This is a genomic window from Saccharothrix sp. ALI-22-I, from assembly GCF_001984175.1.
GTDB lineage: Bacteria > Actinomycetota > Actinomycetes > Mycobacteriales > Pseudonocardiaceae > Actinosynnema.
The window spans coordinates 701,104-717,522 of sequence record NZ_MTQP01000067.1 but is presented as its reverse complement, the minus strand read 5'-3'; the positions used below and the strand labels follow the sequence as shown (position 1 = coordinate 717,522).

Sequence of the window (16,419 nt, the reverse complement as noted above, 5' to 3'; positions counted from 1 at the left end):
TTCCGGTATCATCGTGGTAACGGGTTCTCGCAGGTCAGCACAGTGGAGTCGGGATGGCGAACGTGCACGACGTGGCGGCGGCGGTGCTCGCGGCCACAGGGCCCGAATCGCCGATGAAGTTGCAGAAGCTGCTCTACTACGCCCAGGCGTGGCACTTGGCCGAGCAGGGCGAGCCGCTGTTCGAGGCCCCGATCGAGGCGTGGCGCCGGGGGCCGGTCGTGCCGGAGGTCTACCACCGCCACCAGGGGCAGACCGAGGTGTGTGCCTGGGAAGAGGGCGATCCGGGCCGGTTGAGCGAGCGGGAGAGCGCGGTCGTGCGCTCCGTGGTCGAGCGGTACGGGCACTTCAGCCGCCACGAGCTCAGCGATATGGCGCACGCGGAGGAACCGTGGCGCGCGGCGCGGGGCGGTCTGCCCGAGTCCGAGCCGAGCAGTGTGCCGCTGTCCCACGGTGTGATGGCCCGGTACTTCCGCCGGCTGACCAGCGGTCCGGAGGAAGCGATCGCGGAGGCCGTGGGCAGTGCCCGGCTGGAGGGCCTGGACGTCCCGGACGACGTGGTGGCGACCATGCGGGCGGTCGCGGCGGGCGAGTTGACCGCGGACGAGGCCATTGCCAGGGAGCTTGAGGCGCTGCGCCGCTCGTGACCTTTGCGGACCCCTACCTGGACCCGGCGTCCGGGGTGCTGCGCAACACCCTCGGCCTGACCGATCGCCAGGAGTGCGATCTCGCCGAGATGCGGCTGAGCACCATGCGCGTCGAACAGCTCGCGACCACGCCCCTGCCCGGCCTCTACGACCTGGCCCACCTGCAGGCCTTCCACCGCCGCATCTTCGGCGACATCTACCCCTGGGCGGGCGAGATCCGGCGGGTGAACATCGCGAAGTCCGCCATGTTCGCCGTGTGGCAGCAGATCGAGGCGTTCGGGCAGGAGCTGTTCGAGGAGCTGGAGAAGGAGCGGTACCTCCGCGACCTGGGGCGCGACCGCTTCCTGGACCGGTTCACGCACTACTTCGCCGAGGTCAACGCCTTGCACCCGTTCCGGGAGGGCAACGGGCGCACGCAGCGGGCGTTCTTCCGGCAGCTGGCGCGTGAGGCCGGGTGGCGCGTCGCCCTGCACACCCTGGACCGGACGGCGTTCATCGACGCCAACCGGCAGAGCATGACCGTCTCCAACGACGCGCTGCGAGAGTTGTTCGACGCGGTGTCGAGCCCGGCCTAATGGTGTGATGCAAGTCACTCGGATCTGAGAACCGTTTCCCGGGGGCGGTCGTCTTGCCGGATGTGAACGAGGAGCAGCTGGTCCGCGCGATCGCCCGTGGCGACCGCGCGGCCTTCGAGGAGCTCTACCGGCGCACGTCGCCGTGGCTGGCGGTGCGCCTGCGCCGCCGCTGCGCCGACGACCAGGTCGTCGCCGAGGTCATGCAGGAGACGTACCTGGCGGTGTGGCGGGCGGCGGGGTCGTTCGCGGGGGCGGCGGTCGACGGCACGGCGGTCGGGTGGTTGTGGACGATCGCCGCCCGCCGCCTGGTGGACGCGTTCCGCCGCCGTGCGCACCAGGCCCGGCCGTTGCCGGTGGCCCAGACCGCGCCGGCCGCCGAGGACGAGGTGCTGGCGGGCGCGTTGAGCGACGACGTCGGTGGCGCGTTGCGCGACCTGGCCCCGGAGCTGCGGCAGGTGCTCCAGGCGATGGTGCTGGACGGGCTGACCGTGCGGGAGACCGCCGTGCTGCTCGGGGTGCCCGAGGGCACCGTCAAGACCCGCGCTCGGCGGGCTCGGATCGCGATGCGGGAGGCACTGTCATGAGCGAGCACGCGTCCGCCGAGCTGATCGCCCGCTACGCGGCGGGCGACGACCTGCCCGGTGACCGGTTGTGGGCCGTCGAGTCGCACCTGGAGACCTGCGAGCTGTGCCGGCTGCGGTTGGCCGACGTGGCTCCGCCGCAGGTCACGGCGTTGACGGCGGCCGTGTGGGCGGAGTTGGAGCCGACCGGTGCGCCCGTGAGGAGACGTCGCCGGTTCGCTCAGTGGGCGACGCCGTCGTTCCTGCCGTGGCTGGCCATGACGGCGTTCGTGGTGCTGGCGGCGTTGTTCGTGGACGGCGTGCTGCCGGTGGACGCGCTGTCGTCCGCGGTGTTGCTGATCGCGCCGATCGTGCCCGTGCTGGGTGTGGCGGCGGCCTGGTCGCGGGCCATGGACCCGGCCTACGAGCTGGTGGTGTCCACGCCGCGGGCCGGTCTGCAACTCGTGTTGCGCCGGACGTTCGCGGTGCTGGTGGTGGTGCTGCCCGTGTTGCTGCTGGGCGGCTGGGTGGTCGGCGCGTCACCCGCGTACTGGCTGCTGCCGTGCCTGGGCGTCACCTCGGTGACCCTCGCGCTCGGCGGCGTGATCGGGGTGCGCCGGGCCGCCGTCGCCACCGCCGCCTCGTGGGCGGTGCTGGTGATCGGTCCGGCGGTGGTGCTCGGCGGTGTGCCCGGCGTGCTCACGCCGGGTGCGGCGCCCGTGTGGGCGGCGGTGCTCGTCGGGGGCGCCGCCGCGGTGTTCTTCAGGTCCGCGGCCTACGCGCGACTGTGACGGAGGGGCTGTGGTGGAGGGAAGGACTGTGTTGGAGGGAGGCGAAGTGGCACGTGCGGTGAGCGCGGCGGAAGTCGCGCCGACGGGGTACGCCTGGCAGGTCAAGGCGGAGGGCCTGCGCGTGCGCGCGGGCCGGAAGATGGCGGTGGACGGGCTCGACCTGCGGCTGGGGCGCGGTGTGCACGGTCTGCTCGGGCCGAACGGCGCGGGCAAGACCACGCTCATCCGGTCGCTGGCGACCGTGCTGCGGCCGGCGTCCGGGACGTTGGAAGTGCTGGGCTCGCCGGTGTCCGGGCGACTGGATCTGCGCCGGCTGCGCCGCGCGCTCGGCTACCTGCCGCAGGATTTCGGCTACTACAAGCGGTTCACCGTGCGCGAGTTCGTCGAGTACATGGCGTGGCTCAAGGAGATGCCGAAGCGGGACGTGCCGGGTGCGGTGCAGCGGGCCGTCGAACGGGTCGGGCTGGCTGACCGCGCGGACTCCCGGATGAAGACGCTGTCCGGTGGCATGGTGCGGCGGGCCGGTATCGCGCAGGCCATCGTCAACGATCCCGAGTTGCTGCTGCTGGACGAGCCGACCGCCGGGCTCGATCCGGGGCAGCGGGTCCGGTTCCGGGAGTTGTTGCAGCAGTTGGGCTCCGACTCGTGCGTGGTGGTGTCGACGCACCTGGTCGAGGACGTCGCGGCGGCTTGCACGGACGTGGTGCTGGTCTCCGGCGGCAAGCTGGTGTTCCAGGGCACGCCCGACGAGCTGGCCGCGGCCGGTGGGCCGGACGACGTCGGCGACAGCCCGATCGAGCGCGGCTACTCGGCACTGCTGGGCGGTGCGTGGTGAGGATTCTCGGGATCGAGCTGAGGCGGACCACGGCGTTGCTGCTCGGCGCGCTGGTCACGTTGGTCATGGTGGGGTTGCTGTACTGGGGGCCGTCGACCAAGAACAGCACGGCGTGGACGCGGCAGTGGACGACGTTGGCCGAGTGGGTCCGATTCATGCTGGTGTTCTCGTGGCCGTTGACGTTGGCCGCGGGGGCGTTGCAGGGCTTGCGGGACCGGCGGTCCGGGGTGGAGGAGCTGTTCGCCTCCACGCCACGGCCGCGTGCGCAGCGGGTCGGGTGGACGCTCGGCGCGTTGGCGGTCGCGTTGATCGCGGCGTACGTGGTGGTGCTCGCGGTCGGGGCGGTGCAGGTGCCTTTCGCGACGGACTACTTCCACTGGGGCTGGGTGCCGATCGCACTGGTGGGCGTGCTCGCGCTCGTCGGTGCGGCGTGGTTGGGCATGGGGCTGGGCCGGCTCGTGCCGTCGCCGTTGGTGCCGCCGGTGTTGGCGGTCGGCGGGATGTCGTTGATGTCGTTGGGGTTGGGGCAGATCACGGGGGACGGTTTCCGCTGGACCGTGCTGCTGCCCACGGTGCCGTTCCCGAGGACGGTGTTCGCGTCGGTGGCGGGTTCGGTGAGCGCGGTGCAGGCGGTGTGGTTCGCGGGGGTGGCGCTGTCGGGGTTCCTGCTGGTGGCGTTGCGGCGGCGGTGGCTGGGCGTGCTGCCGGTGTTGGTGGCGGGTGCCGTCGCGGTGCCGTTGTTGCCTGCCACGCCGGGGGAGGCCATGAGGCCTGATCCGGTGGCCGCGGAGCTGGTGTGCGAGGAGCAGTTGTGCCTGACGCGGGCGCACGAGCACGAACGGGCGGCGTTGGCGGGGCCCGCGCGGGAGGCGTTGCGGCTGCTGACGAAGCTGCCGTCGCCACCGACGTCGGTGCGGGAGGTGGCGGTGGTGGCGCCGGTGTGGGAGGACGCACGGGGGCCGGAGCCGATGGATGCCGTGTGGGTGGACTTGGACGACTTCACGTACTTCCGCCGTGTGCCGCCGACGCCTGAGCGGGTGACGACGTACTTGCTCGCCGGTGCCGGGACGCGGACGTGCTACGGCGACTACAGCTCGGACATGATGGCCCGCGAGGCCGCCGCGCGCACGGTCACGATGGCATGGCTGACCGGCCGCCTGGAATCGCTGCCGGGGAACCTGTGGCTGGCCGAGGAGATCGCCGCGCTGGCCGGCAGGGCCTGGGACGACCTGCGCGCCCTGCCCGAGGCCTCACAAGCGGCCCGAGTCCAGGCAGCACGTGAAGTGCTGGCCGCGTGCGACGGCGACCCCCTCGCGGCACTCACCGGCGGCACCGCATGACCCGCGAGCTTCGCAGAAGTCCCCGCCGGGGAACCCCTGGTTTCACTTTACCGGCGGGGTCCGACAATTTCGGGGGTCCGCGTCGGAGTCGATCGGCTTCAGCAGGTCACGGGGGTGTGGCGTGACGCGGTGGTTGTTCCTCTACGCACGCGCCCGGCAGATCCCGGTGTCGGCGGCCGTCGTCGTGGCGGGTGTGGCCGCGCTCGCCGCCCTCGCCCCGCCCGACGGCAGCCCGCAGCTCGCCGCGTTCGCCGCCGCGATCGGTGTCGCCGCCCTCGCCACCGGCCTGGGCGGGCACGACCTGGCGCTCGACCGGACGGCCGCGTTCGGCTGGCCACCCCGACGGGCCGCACACCTGCTGGTCGGCGGCACGGTCACAGCCGCGCTGCTGCTCGCCGTCGACACCTTCGCCGACCCGATCGCGCCGGACGCCTTGGTGCTGCGCGACGTCGCCGGACTCGGCGGCCTCGCCGCACTGGGCGCGCTGCTCTTCGGCTCACGCGCCGCGTGGACGTTGCCGATCGGGTGGGCCGGCGTCACGCTCGTCATCCCGCCGGGCCACGACCACTGGCTCAGCCGCCTGCTGAGCTGGCCGGTGCAACCCGCCGACACCACCTCGGCCACCATCACCGCGGTCGTGCTCGGCTGCACCGGCCTGCTCGCCTACAGCCTGTTCGGCTGCCGCCGTTAGACACCCATCGGGTGCCAGACCGTCTTCGTCTCCAGGAACGCCCGCAGCCGGGCCAAGTCCGGCTCGCGGGTGAAGTCCTCCGAAGGACGCGCCCGCAGCACGCGCTTCACCGTCCCCGCCGCCGAACGCTCCAAGTCCGCCCGCGTCGACTCCGGCGCACCGGTCAGGTCCAGCGCGTTCACGTCCGCGTGCGACGCCAGCCAAGGCGCGATCTCCGCCGTCCGCCCGGTCAGCACGTTCACCACACCGCCCGGCAGGTCGGACGTCGCCAGCACCTCCGACAACGTCACCGCCGGCAACGGCCGGTCCTGCGAAGACACCACCACCGCCGTGTTGCCGGTAGCGATCACCGGCGCCACCACGCTGATCAGCCCCAGCAACGACGACTGCTGCGGCGCCAGCACCGCGACCACACCCGTCGGCTCCGGCAACGAGAACGAGAAGTACGGCCCCGCCACCGGGTTCGACCCGCCCAGCACGGTGGCGACCTTGTCGGTCCACCCCGCGTACCAGACCCACCGGTCGATCGCCGTGTCCACCAACGACTGCGCCTTCTTCACCGCGACGCCCTCGGCAGCGGCCACCTCGGCGATGAACTGCTCCCGCCGACCCTCCAGCACCTCGGCGACCCGGTACAGCACCTGCCCCCGGTTGTACGCCGTCGCACCGGACCAGCCGGGGAACGCCTTGCGCGCCACCGTCACCGCGTCCCGGGCGTCCTTGCGCGACCCCTGCGCCGCATTGGCCAGGAACGTGCCCTTCGCGTCGACCACCGGGTACGACCGCCCCGACTCCGACCGCGGGAACGCGCCGCCGATGTAGAGCTTGTACGTCTTCGCGACCGAGATCCGATCAGACATCGAGGTACGCCTCCAGCCCGGTGCGGCCGCCCTCGCGGCCGAAGCCCGACTCCTGGTAGCCGCCGAACGGGGCGGTCGGGTCGAAGCGGTTGAACGTGTTGGCCCACACCACGCCGGCGCGCATCTTCTGCGCCGCCCACAGGATGCGCGACCCCTTCTCGGTCCAGATACCGGCCGACAGCCCGTACGGCGTGTTGTTCGCCTTGGCCACCGCCTCGTCCGGGGTGCGGAACGTGAGCACCGACAGCACCGGTCCGAAGATCTCCTCACGGGCGATCCGCATCGCCTGCGACACGTTGGAGAACACGGTCGGCGCGAAGTAGAAACCCTTGTCCGGCAACGGGCACGCGGACGTCCACCGCTCCGCGCCCTCGGCGTCACCCGTCTCGACCAGCTGCTGGATCTTGGTCAGCTGCTCGCGGGAGTTGATCGCGCCGACGTCGGTGTTCTTGTCCAACGGGTCGCCGACGCGCAGCGTGGACACGCGGGCGTGCAGCTTCTCCAGCAGCTCGTCGGCCACGGATTCCTGCACCAGCAGCCGGGAACCCGCGCAGCACACGTGACCCTGGTTGAAGAAGATGCCGTTGACGATGCCCTCGACGGCCTGGTCCAGCGGCGCGTCGTCGAACACGATGTTCGCCGCCTTGCCGCCCAGCTCCAGGGTCAGCTTGCGGCCGGTGCCGGCCAGCTGCCGCTGGATGATCTTGCCGACCTCGGTCGAACCGGTGAACGCGACCTTGTCCACATCCGGGTGCGAGGTAACCGCCGCACCGACGTCACCCGCTCCGGCGAGGATGTTCACCACACCGGGTGGCAGATCGGCCTGCTGGATGATCTCCGCCAGCACCAACGCGGTCAGCGGCGTCGTCTCGGCGGGCTTGAGCACCACCGTGTTGCCGCAGGCCAGCGCGGGCGCGATCTTCCACGCCGCCATCATCAGCGGGAAGTTCCACGGGATCACCTGACCGGCGACGCCCAGTGGCCGCGGGTCGGGGCCGTAGCCCGCGTAGCCGAGCTTGTCGGCCCAGCCCGCGTGGTAGAAGAAGTGCGCGGCGGCCGTGGGCACGTCCACGTCACGCGATTCCTTGATGGGCTTGCCGTTGTCCAACGACTCCAGCACGGCCAGTTCCCGCCCGCGCTCCTGGATCAGGCGCGCGATGCGGAAGATGTACTTGGCGCGCTCGGAGCCGGGCATCCTGCCCCAGACCCGGTCGTAGGCGCGACGCGCGGCCTTCACGGCCTTGTCCACGTCCGCCGGCGCGGCCGTGCTGACCTCGGCCAGCACTTCCTCCGTGCCGGGGTTGACGGTCTTGAGCGGCTCACCGGCGCCCTCGACGAACTGGCCGTCGATGAACATCCGGTAGTTGGGCTTGAGGTTCGCGATGTCCCGTGATTCGGGCGCGGGCGCGTATTCCCACATGTCAGTCCACCGTCACGTAATCGGGGCCGCTGTAGTGGCCTTCCAACTGGGTGCGCCGCTGCATCAGCAGGTCGTTGAGCAGCGTGGAGGCGCCGAACCGGAACAGGTCCGCGGTCAGCCACTCCGGTCCCGCGACCTCGTGCACCGCGACCAGGTACTTGATCGCGTCCTTGGTGGTGCGGATGCCACCGGCGGGCTTCACGCCCCTTCTCTGGCCGGTCTGCGCGTGCCAGTCGCGCACGGCTTGCAGCATCACGTGCGTGACCGGCAGCGTCGCCGCGGGCGACACCTTGCCGGTGGAGGTCTTGATGAAGTCGCCGCCCGCGAGCAGGCCGAGCCACGACGCGCGGCGCACGTTGTCGTAGGTCGCCAGCTCGCCGGTCTCCAGGATGACCTTGAGGTGCGCGTCCCCGCAGGCGTGCTTGACCTGCACGATCTCGTCGAACACCTGCCCGAACCGGCCGGAGAGGAACGCCCCTCGGTCGATCACCATGTCGATCTCGGTGGCGCCCGCGTCGACCGCGTAGGCGGTGTCCTCCAGCTTCACCTTCAGGCTCGACCGGCCGGACGGGAAGGCGGTGGCGACGCTGGCGATGTTGATGCCGGTGCCTTCGAGCTCCTTGACCGCCGTCTCGACCATGTCCGGGTACACGCAGACCGCGGCGACCTTCGGCACGTCCGCGCGCTCCGGGTCGGGCCGCCGGGCCTTCGCGGCCAACGACCGGACCTTGCCGTGCGTGTCCGCGCCTTCCAACGTGGTCAGGTCGACCATGCTGATGGCGGTGTCGATGGCCCACATCTTGCTGGCCTTCTTGATGCTCCGGGTGCCCAAACCGGCCGCGCGCTGTTCGACGCCGACCTGATCCACACCCGGCAGCCCGTGCAGGAACCGCCGCAGCGACGCGTCGTCGCGGACGGCGTCCGCGAGCGCCGGAGGTAGCGACGGCGATGTCGTTGGAGCAGCCATGTCGCCGAGTCTAGGCGGAATGGGACGGCCGTCCTAAGTCAGCGACTTCGGGCAGGTCAGACGGGTTGCGGCGTGTGTTCGGCAGCCCGTTGGCCGGCTGCCCGCACCCTCGCGAGGCGCGCTCCCCGCTTATCCACAGGCCGGCCCTGAGCGCCTGGAATTGTCGGTCCCTGCCGGCAGGATCAAAACAAGGGCTCCCCTTGGCGGGGGGACCCTTGCGAAGCAATGGCCTCAAGCAGGGCCGGTGTCTCGCTTCGCTTAAACCGAAGGCATCTTCCGTCTAAGCGAAACGTCAATGGTGCCTGGTCAGCCCACGTGCAGGGGTTTGGTGACCTCCTCGACCACACGTCCCCCCGTGCGCAGTGGCTTGGTGACCTCGACCTCGACCTCCGGCGACGGCGCGAGTTCCGGTGCGTGTTGGGCTGCTGTGCCGGTGCGCTTGAGCTTCTGCCACGGCAGCCGTGCGCCCGCGATCGCCGTGATCAACGACTGGATCACCACGAGGTACATCAACTGCCGGTACACGACCGGTTGCAGGGCCACGGCCCACAGCGGTCGGAGGGTTTCCCGGTCCAGTCGGAACGCGATCACCGCGGGCACGAGTTGCAGCACCAGGAACCCCAGCCACGCGGCAGCGCCGCGCACCGGGTCGGTGAACAGGCTGAGCAGCGCGAACACGTCGATCACCGGCGCCAGCACCGGCAGCACGACCTGGTACAGCGCCAGGTACGGCAGGCCGCGCCGCCCCAACCGCCCGCCCAGGCCGCGTTCACGCATCGCGCCCCGGTGCTTCCACATCGCCTGGAGCGTCCCGTAGCACCAGCGGTAGCGCTGGCGCCACAGTTGGCCCAGCGTCGACGGCGCCTCGGTCCACGCGCGGGCCGATTCGCGGTACGTGACGGCCCAGCCCGCGCGTTCCAGCGCCATCGTGAGGTCGGTGTCCTCGGCCAGCGTGTCCTCGGGCACGCCCCCGACCTGCCGCAACGCGCTCAACCGGAACCCGCCGACGGCACCCGGCACGGTCGGCATGCACTCCATCACGTCGTACATCCGCCGGTCGAGGTTGAAGCCGATCACGTACTCGATGTGCTGCCAACGCCCCAGCAGCCCGTCCCGGTTGCCGACCTTCGCGTTGCCCGACACCGCACCCACATCGGGATCGGCGAACGGCTCCACCAGCTCGGCCACGGTGTCCGGCTCCAGCACCGTGTCACCGTCCACCATCACCACCAGCTCGGTCCGGCAGTGCCGCAGACCGGTGTTCAACGCGGCCGCCTTGCCGGCGTTGACCTGCCGGATCAGCTCCACACCGGGCAGGTTCAGCGACCGGACCACCTCGCTGGTGCGGTCCGTCGAACCGTCGTCCACCACGATCACCCGCACGTCGGCCGTGCTCGCCAGGATTGTGCGGAGAGTCGCCTCGATACCCGCTTCCTCGTTGTACGCGGGCACCAACACGGTGACAGGTTGACGGCGCAGCCGCCGCACATGCCGGCCGACGTTGCGGGTGCGGCGCGCGTGGATACCGGTGGTGCTCAGCAGCAGGACCGCGCGGAGCAGCGCCAACACGCTCGACACGACGACCAGCCACGTCACCAGCTCGGTGGTCGCGGCAGCAGCACGCACCGCCAGCGACACCGCCGTGCCCTCGGCCTGTTCGACGAAGCTCGCCGACCGGGCGATCGGCACGCCCAACGCGTCGCTCGCCGTGCGGAACTGACGGCCCTGCTCGCGCAGCTTCGGGATCAACTGCTCCAGCGCCGCCACGGTCTGCGACCGGTCACCACCGCCGTCGTGCGCCAACACCACCGCGCCGCGCGGGTCGGCAGGGGTGCCCGCGGCGACGATCGCGTCCACGCCGGGGTTGCGCCAGTCCTCCGTGTCATGGGTGGACAGCAGCACCAGGTGCCCGGAAGCGATCATGCGCTCGACGGAGGCCAGGTCTTCGTTGTCCAACCCGGCCGGGCTCGACGAGTACGGCGGCCGCACGATCCGACTCGCGCGACCGGTCGAAGCGGCCACCACGAGCTGCGTCTGACCCAGCTCCACCGCCGTGCGGCCCTCGTCCACCTTGCCGAGGTCGACGTGCGTGAACGTGTGCAGCCCCACCTCGTGACCGTCGTCGGCCATCCGCTCGACCAGCCCCGGATAACGGGCCGCCGCGACCCCGGTGACGAAGAACGTGGCCTTGACGCCGTTGCGCCGCAACACGTCCAGCACCTGCGGCGTCCAGTGCGGGTCGGGACCGTCGTCGAACGTGAGCACCACCGCGCCGTCCGGCACGGCACGGGACGTCAGACCGTTGCCGTCCGAGCCGAGCAGCGGACCACCCGTGCGCACCGGCTCGGGCACCCGGTCCGCCGGTCCCGCCGACGGCGCCTCACCCTGGCCGACCCGCTGCACCACCAGGACGTCCAGCAGCAGGAAACCCAGCAGCACGACCAAGGACAACGCCAACAACAGCCAGTGCGCGCGCGGTGACGGCAGGTGGGCGCGCATCAGCCCCTGCCGACCGAAGTCGGCCGGTTCGACGCGCCCGGCGGCGTTTCGGAGCGACGGCCCTGCGACGGCTTGGCAGTGGCGGTCGTCGTCGTCGTGTCAGTGACCGTGGTCGGCGCGTTTTCGCTGGTAGTCGTGGTTCTGATCGAGGTGCTGTCTCCGGGGGCGAGTTCGGGGGTGGTCGTGGCGACCGCCGTGGTCGTGATGACGACGGGCGTCTCGTCGTCCGGGATCGGCAGCAGCGCGGACGGGTTCACCGGCCCGCCCGCCAAGGCGATGGCGAGCAGCGTCAAGTAGGCGAGCACGCACGTCACGGCCGTGCCGATCAGGATGCGCAGAACCCACCGGCGGCGGCCGGACGGGTCGACGAACACAGGACTGGTCATTCGGGCTTTCGGCTTCGCGAGGGGGCGGGACGCCGAAGGGTAGCCCCAGGTGAAGCCGGCGAACAGACCTAACGACGCGCGATGAGCGGGGGTCAGCTGCTCGATGTCGTGGCGCGCCCGCAGTGCCGTGATCGCGGCCTGATCAATCGTCCACTGTGGATAAACGATGAGCCGGTCCGTCGATCACCGCGACGTCACGCTAACCGGAACGGCGTCGGCGGTCCTGGTACGAATGCTGCTACCCGGGCGGTGGACGACAGCGGACGAGATGGGGCACGGACAACATGGACCGGACCGAGCTGTCCGCCTTCCTGCGAGCGCAACGGGCCCGACTGAGACCCGCCGACGTCGGCCTGCCGGAGCACGGCCGTCGACGCACGCAGGGCCTGCGCCGCGAAGAGGTCGCGGAGCTGTCCGGCGTCTCGACCACCTGGTACACCTGGCTGGAACAGGGCCGTCCGATCACGGCGTCCGCCCAGGTCGTCGACGCCCTCGCGCGGGCGTTGCGGCTCGATCCCGCCGAGCACGCTGGACGTGTTCCAACTGCGGCCCGTCGAGTACCCGGACCTGCTGCTGGTGATGCAGGTGCCCGCGAGCCCGGACGACCGGCGGCGGATCGCGCCGCTGCTCGCCTAACCCTCCAACTCGTCGCGCTGCCGGTTCTTCAGCTTCTTCTTTTTCGGCCGCTTCACCTCGACCGCGCCCATCATCGCGAAACCCGTGATGCGCACGACCGGCCCGCCCGGGATGGTCGGCGCACCCTTGTGCGTGGCGTCCTCGAACGCGCCCATGAAGCCGAAGCCGTCGACCTGGACGGTGATGTCCTCGGGCACGATGATCTCCACCGCGCCCATGAACGCGTAGGCGTTGATCGTCGTCTGACCCTGCGCGAACCGGGCCTTCGTCAGGTCCAGCTCGACACCACCCATGACCGCCACCGCCGTGTGCGCCGGCGGCACGACCCACTCGCCCCGACGTTCCACGCCCGACCAGAAGGCGAACGAGGCCGTGGAGCCGGGCGTTCCGCCGATGCGCGAGGCGGGCGCGTTGTGCTGGACCGGCATCGGCAGCACGGCGGGCGCCGGCACCCCGAGGTCGGCGGTCAGCGGCACGAGGTCGCCGTACGTCTTCGCCGCGTAGACCGCGCCCAGGCGTTCGTCCAGCTCATGCAGGTCCAACCGGCCCTCGCCGTGCGCCCGCTGGAGCACTTGGGCGACCTTCTCTCGGTCGGCGTCCGAGGCGCGCATCTGACGGGGGTCCGGCACCAGCTCGTCGCTCACACCGGTGAGTCTAGGAGCGTGAGGCCGGTTTCACGACGTAACCGCGTCAACGGCTGAAGACCGACCAGCCGACAGGGCGCCGTTGCCTCCTCGGATGACCGTCCGGGAGTACTCCGGGGTTTGGGTGAGCCCGGGTACGGATCAGCTGGGCTGACGCACGGGCAGGCCGGCGGCCCGGTAGATGTCGTCCACGACCCGCATCGTGGCCACCGCGTCGTCCGCCGTCGTCGGGAACGGTTTGCCGTGCAGGACGGCGTTCGCGAAAGCATCCAACTGGTACTCGTACGACGGCCGCCGCTCGAACCGCTCGACCCGCCGATGCCCCTTCAGCTTCACCGTGAGCCGGTGGCCCATCTGCGGTGCGAAGGGGTTGAACACGCGCATCTCGCCGTTGTCCCCCAACACTTTCGCCGACATCCGCAGCAACGAGCGCGACCACATCGACGCCACCACGGTCCCGGTGTACCCACCCTCGAACCGCAACTCCGCCCGCATCGCCCGATCGACCCCCGGCCCCTTCACCAACGCCCGCGCCGACCGCACCTCCGGCTCACCACCCAGCAACCGCACCAGGTTCACCGCGTAACACCCAGCGTCCATCAACGCCCCACCGGCCAACTCCATCGAGTACCGGATGTCCCCGAACCGAGGCAACGGAAAGCTCAACCGCGCCTCCACATGCCGCAACTGCCCCAACTCAGCGACCACCTCAGGCAACCGCAACACCAACGGGTGATACCGGTAGTGGAACGCCTCCATCACCACCAGTCCACTCGCCGCCGCCGCTTCAGCCACCACAGCGGCCTCCTCGGCATTGGCCGCAAACGGCTTCTCGCACAACACGTGCTTCCCAGCCGCCAAAGCAGCCAACGTCCACTTCCCGTGCAACCCGTTGGGCAGCGGAATGTAGACAGCATCCACATTCGGATCGCCCAACAGATCCTCGTACGTCGAATGAACCCGAGGAATCCCGAACCGATCCGCGAACTTCTGCGCCCGCCCGACATCCCGAGCCGCCACCGCCGCCACCTCGACCGCCGACGACCCCCGAGCCGGCCGGACCAACGCCGCCGGCACGATCCGCGCCGCCCCCAGAACCCCGATCCGAACGTGCTCGGCCATGCTCAAGACGCTACCGGCGCGATGCCCGGAATCGGCATGTCGTCCGGTATCTTCCTGATCTCCGGCACGTACGGGTCCAACTCGCCGACCTCGAACCTGCTCAGCTTGACCGCCCACCACAGGTTGTCGCTCAGGTCGCCCGAGACCCGGTACGACCCGTCGGGCAGCAGCACGGCCCACCCCTCCTCCGTAGTGATCAACTTGGCCAACTCCTCACCGTCCCTGGTCCAGATCCGGGTGGTCCCGTCGTCCGACGCGGTGGCGATGCGCTCGCCATCGGGGGAGAAAGCCACGCCTCCCACCCTATGACGTGTCCACGGAGCACGGACAGTTGGTGGCCGTGGAAGTTCCAGACGCGGGCGGTCCCGTCGTCCGAGCCGGTGACGACGCGCTTGCCGCCGGGCGAGAACGCGGCGGCGCGCACCCGGTCGTCGTGCCCGCGCAGGACCATGACGATGTGCCCGCGAGGCGTTGAGATGTGGGCGGTCATGTCCTTGGACGCGGTGACGATGTATTTGCCGTCGGGGGAGAAGTCCACGGCTGTGAGTGCCTCTTCGTGGGCGAAGTAGGTGGTCACGAGGCGGCCGGAGGTGCTCCAGAAGCGCGCGGTTCCATCCTCGGAGGCGGTGACGATGTGCTTGCCGTCCGGGGAGAACGCGACAGAGTTGACCCAACTCGCGTGGCCCTTCAGGACGGTGACCGCCCGGCCACCGTCGACCGGCCAGATGTGTGTCGTCCCGTCGTACGCGCAACTGGCGAGGCGCTTGCCGTCCGGGGAGAACGCGACCGAGCTGACCAAGGCCTCGTGGCCTTGGTAGTAGCTGTGCATGCCCTTACCGAGGGCCCAGACGCGCGCGCCCTTGTGCGAGTACGACGCGGTGGCGACGAGTGTGCCGTCCGGCGAGAAGGCGACCGAGTCAACCGCGTCCGGCGGGGTGATCATGAGCGATTCCGCACCCTTCCACACGTGCGCGCCGTTGGCCGAGGCAGTGGCGATGGCGGTGCCGTCCGGCGAGAACGCGACCGCGTTCACCGGAAGCACGTAACCGCGGTACGTGCCGATCAGGACGCCTTCCAGGGTCGAGAACATCGCGTTGTAGGAGGAAGCGGTCGCCATCTCGGAGCCATCAGGTGAGAAGGCCACCGACTGGAGGCCCATGCCGTGATGGATGGTGCCCGTGCTGGCGCCGTCGGTGGTCCACAGGAACATGGTGCCGTCCCGGGAGGCGGTGACGATGTGCTTGCCGTCGGGCGAGTATGCCACCGCGTTGATGAGGTCGGAGTGCTTGTGGAGCGTCACGACCGGGGCACCGTCGACGGTCCAGATCCGTGCGGTGTTGTCCTGGGAACCGGTGACGATGTGCCTGCCGTCCGGTGAGAACGCCACGGCGAACACCCGTCCGTTGTGCCCGGTGAGCGTCGCGACCAGCTTGCCGTCGAGTGTCCAGACGCACGCGGTTCCGTCACCCGACGCGGTGGCTACGCGCAGGCTGTCCGGCGAGAACGCGACAGCGTCCACCGCGCCCTGATGACCTCGGAGCACGACACGACCACCACTCGATCCCTCGGCAGCTCGACCGCCTCGGCCAGACCGTCCAGGAACGCGACGGCCTGCTCGAACTCGGTGCGCAGGCCGCGTTCGGTGAGGTCGCCCGCGACCACCAGCAGGTCCGGGCGCAGGCCTTCGTTCCTGGTCAGGTGGTCGAGGTCCTGGTGCAGCGCCTCGATCAGGTGGTCCCGGTCGCCGCCGCCGAACCGGGCGCCGGCCAGGTGCACGACGTTGAGCCGGTCCAGGCCCTTGTCATCGCCGCGCCGTCGGTGGTCCAGCGCCCGGGGCCAGCTGAGTCGCAGCAGGTCGGCGGTGATGGCGTAGCTGTCCGGGGTGGTGCGGCCGGCGGTGGCGACGAGGCCGACGACCCGGCCCGTCACCGGGTCCCACACGGGGCTGCCGCTGTAGCCGGGTTGCACCTGGAGCGCGGACTTCGCGTCGAGCTGGAGGTAGCCGTTGCCGACCTGCCGGCGGACGACCGCGCGCACCCAGGCGCCGTCCGGGCGGGCGGGTTTGCCGGGGTAGCCGAACACGTCCACCTCGTGACCGGGGCCGGGCAGCGTGGTGATCAGCTTCGCCGGTGTGACGTCGGCCGGGGCGTCTTCGGTGAGTTCGAGTCCCGCGACGTCCTGACCGGGTGTGCCTTCGCGTGGTGGCGGTGGCAGCCACTGCCGGACTTGTGCGCTGACCGCCGTCCGGCCGGGGAAGTCGACCACGACCGGCTCGCGCGGCTGCTCACCGCTGAGCTTGTCCCGGCCCGACGCCAGGTTCACCACGTGCGCACAGGTGAGGACTTCTCGCTTGCCCACCAGAACGCCGACCCCGACGACGTGACCCGCCGTGTCGGTGAAGCGGACGACGGAGGTGGGTAACGAGCCGTCGGGCATCGACTAGAGGTAC

Annotated in this window: 17 protein-coding genes and 1 pseudogene; 8 read left to right on the top strand and 10 right to left on the bottom strand. The window is 70.7% G+C overall.

Annotation, left to right across the window (positions count from 1 at the left end):
- The first annotated feature begins 53 nt into the window (after positions 1–53).
- The 7 genes from ALI22I_RS35835 (at position 54) to ALI22I_RS35805 (ending at position 5,436) form a co-directional block, all read left to right on the top strand.
- Complete coding sequence (locus tag ALI22I_RS35835; protein ID WP_077009954.1) at positions 54–644, top strand: type II toxin-antitoxin system antitoxin SocA domain-containing protein; 591 nt, start codon at positions 54–56, stop codon at positions 642–644.
- Positions 641–1,219 (top strand): Fic/DOC family protein, encoded by a 579-nt coding sequence (locus ALI22I_RS35830; RefSeq protein WP_077009953.1) that lies wholly within the window; start codon positions 641–643, stop codon positions 1,217–1,219. Before ALI22I_RS35835 ends, ALI22I_RS35830 begins: the two co-directional genes overlap by 4 nt.
- A 53-nt stretch (positions 1,220–1,272) precedes the next feature.
- A complete protein-coding gene (locus ALI22I_RS35825) occupies positions 1,273–1,803 on the top strand; it encodes an RNA polymerase sigma factor (RefSeq protein ID WP_077009952.1) in 531 nt (176 codons plus the stop codon).
- Positions 1,800–2,570 (top strand): zf-HC2 domain-containing protein, encoded by a 771-nt coding sequence (locus tag ALI22I_RS35820; protein WP_077009951.1) that lies wholly within the window; start codon positions 1,800–1,802, stop codon positions 2,568–2,570. The genes ALI22I_RS35825 and ALI22I_RS35820 overlap by 4 nt, the downstream gene beginning before the upstream one ends.
- A gap of 46 nt (positions 2,571–2,616) precedes the next feature.
- A complete protein-coding gene (locus tag ALI22I_RS35815; protein WP_077010177.1) occupies positions 2,617–3,405 on the top strand; it encodes an ABC transporter ATP-binding protein in 789 nt (262 codons plus the stop codon).
- Positions 3,402–4,745: an ABC transporter permease gene (locus ALI22I_RS35810; protein ID WP_143532611.1), complete on the top strand. Its 1,344-nt coding sequence runs from the start codon at positions 3,402–3,404 to the stop codon at positions 4,743–4,745. Before ALI22I_RS35815 ends, ALI22I_RS35810 begins: the two co-directional genes overlap by 4 nt.
- A 121-nt stretch (positions 4,746–4,866) precedes the next feature.
- The gene (locus ALI22I_RS35805) at positions 4,867–5,436 is read left to right on the top strand and encodes a hypothetical protein (RefSeq protein ID WP_077009949.1); all 570 of its coding nucleotides are present in this window, start codon (positions 4,867–4,869) and stop codon (positions 5,434–5,436) included.
- Here ALI22I_RS35805 and ALI22I_RS35800 read toward each other — a convergent pair.
- The 5 genes from ALI22I_RS35800 to ALI22I_RS35780 all read right to left on the bottom strand — a co-directional run bounded on the left by ALI22I_RS35800 (position 5,433) and on the right by ALI22I_RS35780 (position 11,568).
- Positions 5,433–6,296, bottom strand: coding sequence for an aldehyde dehydrogenase family protein (locus ALI22I_RS35800; RefSeq protein ID WP_077009948.1), 864 nt, complete (start codon positions 6,294–6,296; stop codon positions 5,433–5,435). The genes ALI22I_RS35805 and ALI22I_RS35800 overlap by 4 nt on opposite strands.
- The gene (locus ALI22I_RS35795; RefSeq protein WP_077009947.1) at positions 6,289–7,716 is read right to left on the bottom strand and encodes an aldehyde dehydrogenase family protein; all 1,428 of its coding nucleotides are present in this window, start codon (positions 7,714–7,716) and stop codon (positions 6,289–6,291) included. Before ALI22I_RS35795 ends, ALI22I_RS35800 begins: the two co-directional genes overlap by 8 nt.
- A 1-nt stretch (position 7,717) precedes the next feature.
- Positions 7,718–8,683 carry a deoxyribose-phosphate aldolase gene (gene deoC / locus ALI22I_RS35790; protein WP_077009946.1) on the bottom strand — a complete coding sequence of 322 codons (966 nt, stop codon included), beginning with the start codon at positions 8,681–8,683 and terminating at the stop codon, positions 7,718–7,720.
- Between the two features lie 306 nt (positions 8,684–8,989).
- Entirely contained in the window at positions 8,990–11,182 is a 2,193-nt protein-coding gene (locus ALI22I_RS35785; protein ID WP_077009945.1) for a bifunctional polysaccharide deacetylase/glycosyltransferase family 2 protein, read from the bottom strand.
- Positions 11,182–11,568: a hypothetical protein gene (locus ALI22I_RS35780; protein ID WP_143532610.1), complete on the bottom strand. Its 387-nt coding sequence runs from the start codon at positions 11,566–11,568 to the stop codon at positions 11,182–11,184. The genes ALI22I_RS35785 and ALI22I_RS35780 overlap by 1 nt, the downstream gene beginning before the upstream one ends.
- Before the next feature lie 284 nt (positions 11,569–11,852).
- On the opposite strand from ALI22I_RS35780, the pseudogene ALI22I_RS35775 reads away from it, so the two are divergent.
- Positions 11,853–12,095, top strand: a pseudogene (locus tag ALI22I_RS35775) (helix-turn-helix domain-containing protein); the annotation flags it as partial.
- 105 nt (positions 12,096–12,200) lie between these two features.
- On the opposite strand, the gene ALI22I_RS35770 reads toward ALI22I_RS35775, so the two are convergent.
- The 5 genes from ALI22I_RS35770 to ALI22I_RS35755 all read right to left on the bottom strand — a co-directional run bounded on the left by ALI22I_RS35770 (position 12,201) and on the right by ALI22I_RS35755 (position 16,406).
- Positions 12,201–12,848 carry a DUF1707 SHOCT-like domain-containing protein gene (locus ALI22I_RS35770; protein ID WP_077009943.1) on the bottom strand — a complete coding sequence of 216 codons (648 nt, stop codon included), beginning with the start codon at positions 12,846–12,848 and terminating at the stop codon, positions 12,201–12,203.
- Between the two features lie 141 nt (positions 12,849–12,989).
- The gene (locus ALI22I_RS54880) at positions 12,990–13,970 is read right to left on the bottom strand and encodes a Gfo/Idh/MocA family protein (protein WP_077009942.1); all 981 of its coding nucleotides are present in this window, start codon (positions 13,968–13,970) and stop codon (positions 12,990–12,992) included.
- Positions 13,971–13,972: 2 nt separating this feature from the next.
- Positions 13,973–14,263 (bottom strand): WD40 repeat domain-containing protein, encoded by a 291-nt coding sequence (locus ALI22I_RS49875; protein WP_443216994.1) that lies wholly within the window; start codon positions 14,261–14,263, stop codon positions 13,973–13,975.
- Positions 14,167–15,513, bottom strand: a complete 1,347-nt coding sequence (locus ALI22I_RS35760) for a WD40 repeat domain-containing protein (RefSeq protein WP_077009941.1) — start codon at positions 15,511–15,513, stop codon at positions 14,167–14,169. Before ALI22I_RS35760 ends, ALI22I_RS49875 begins: the two co-directional genes overlap by 97 nt.
- Positions 15,450–16,406, bottom strand: coding sequence for a trypsin-like peptidase domain-containing protein (locus tag ALI22I_RS35755; RefSeq protein ID WP_077009940.1), 957 nt, complete (start codon positions 16,404–16,406; stop codon positions 15,450–15,452). The genes ALI22I_RS35760 and ALI22I_RS35755 overlap by 64 nt, the downstream gene beginning before the upstream one ends.
- Between the last annotated feature and the right edge of the window lie 13 nt (positions 16,407–16,419).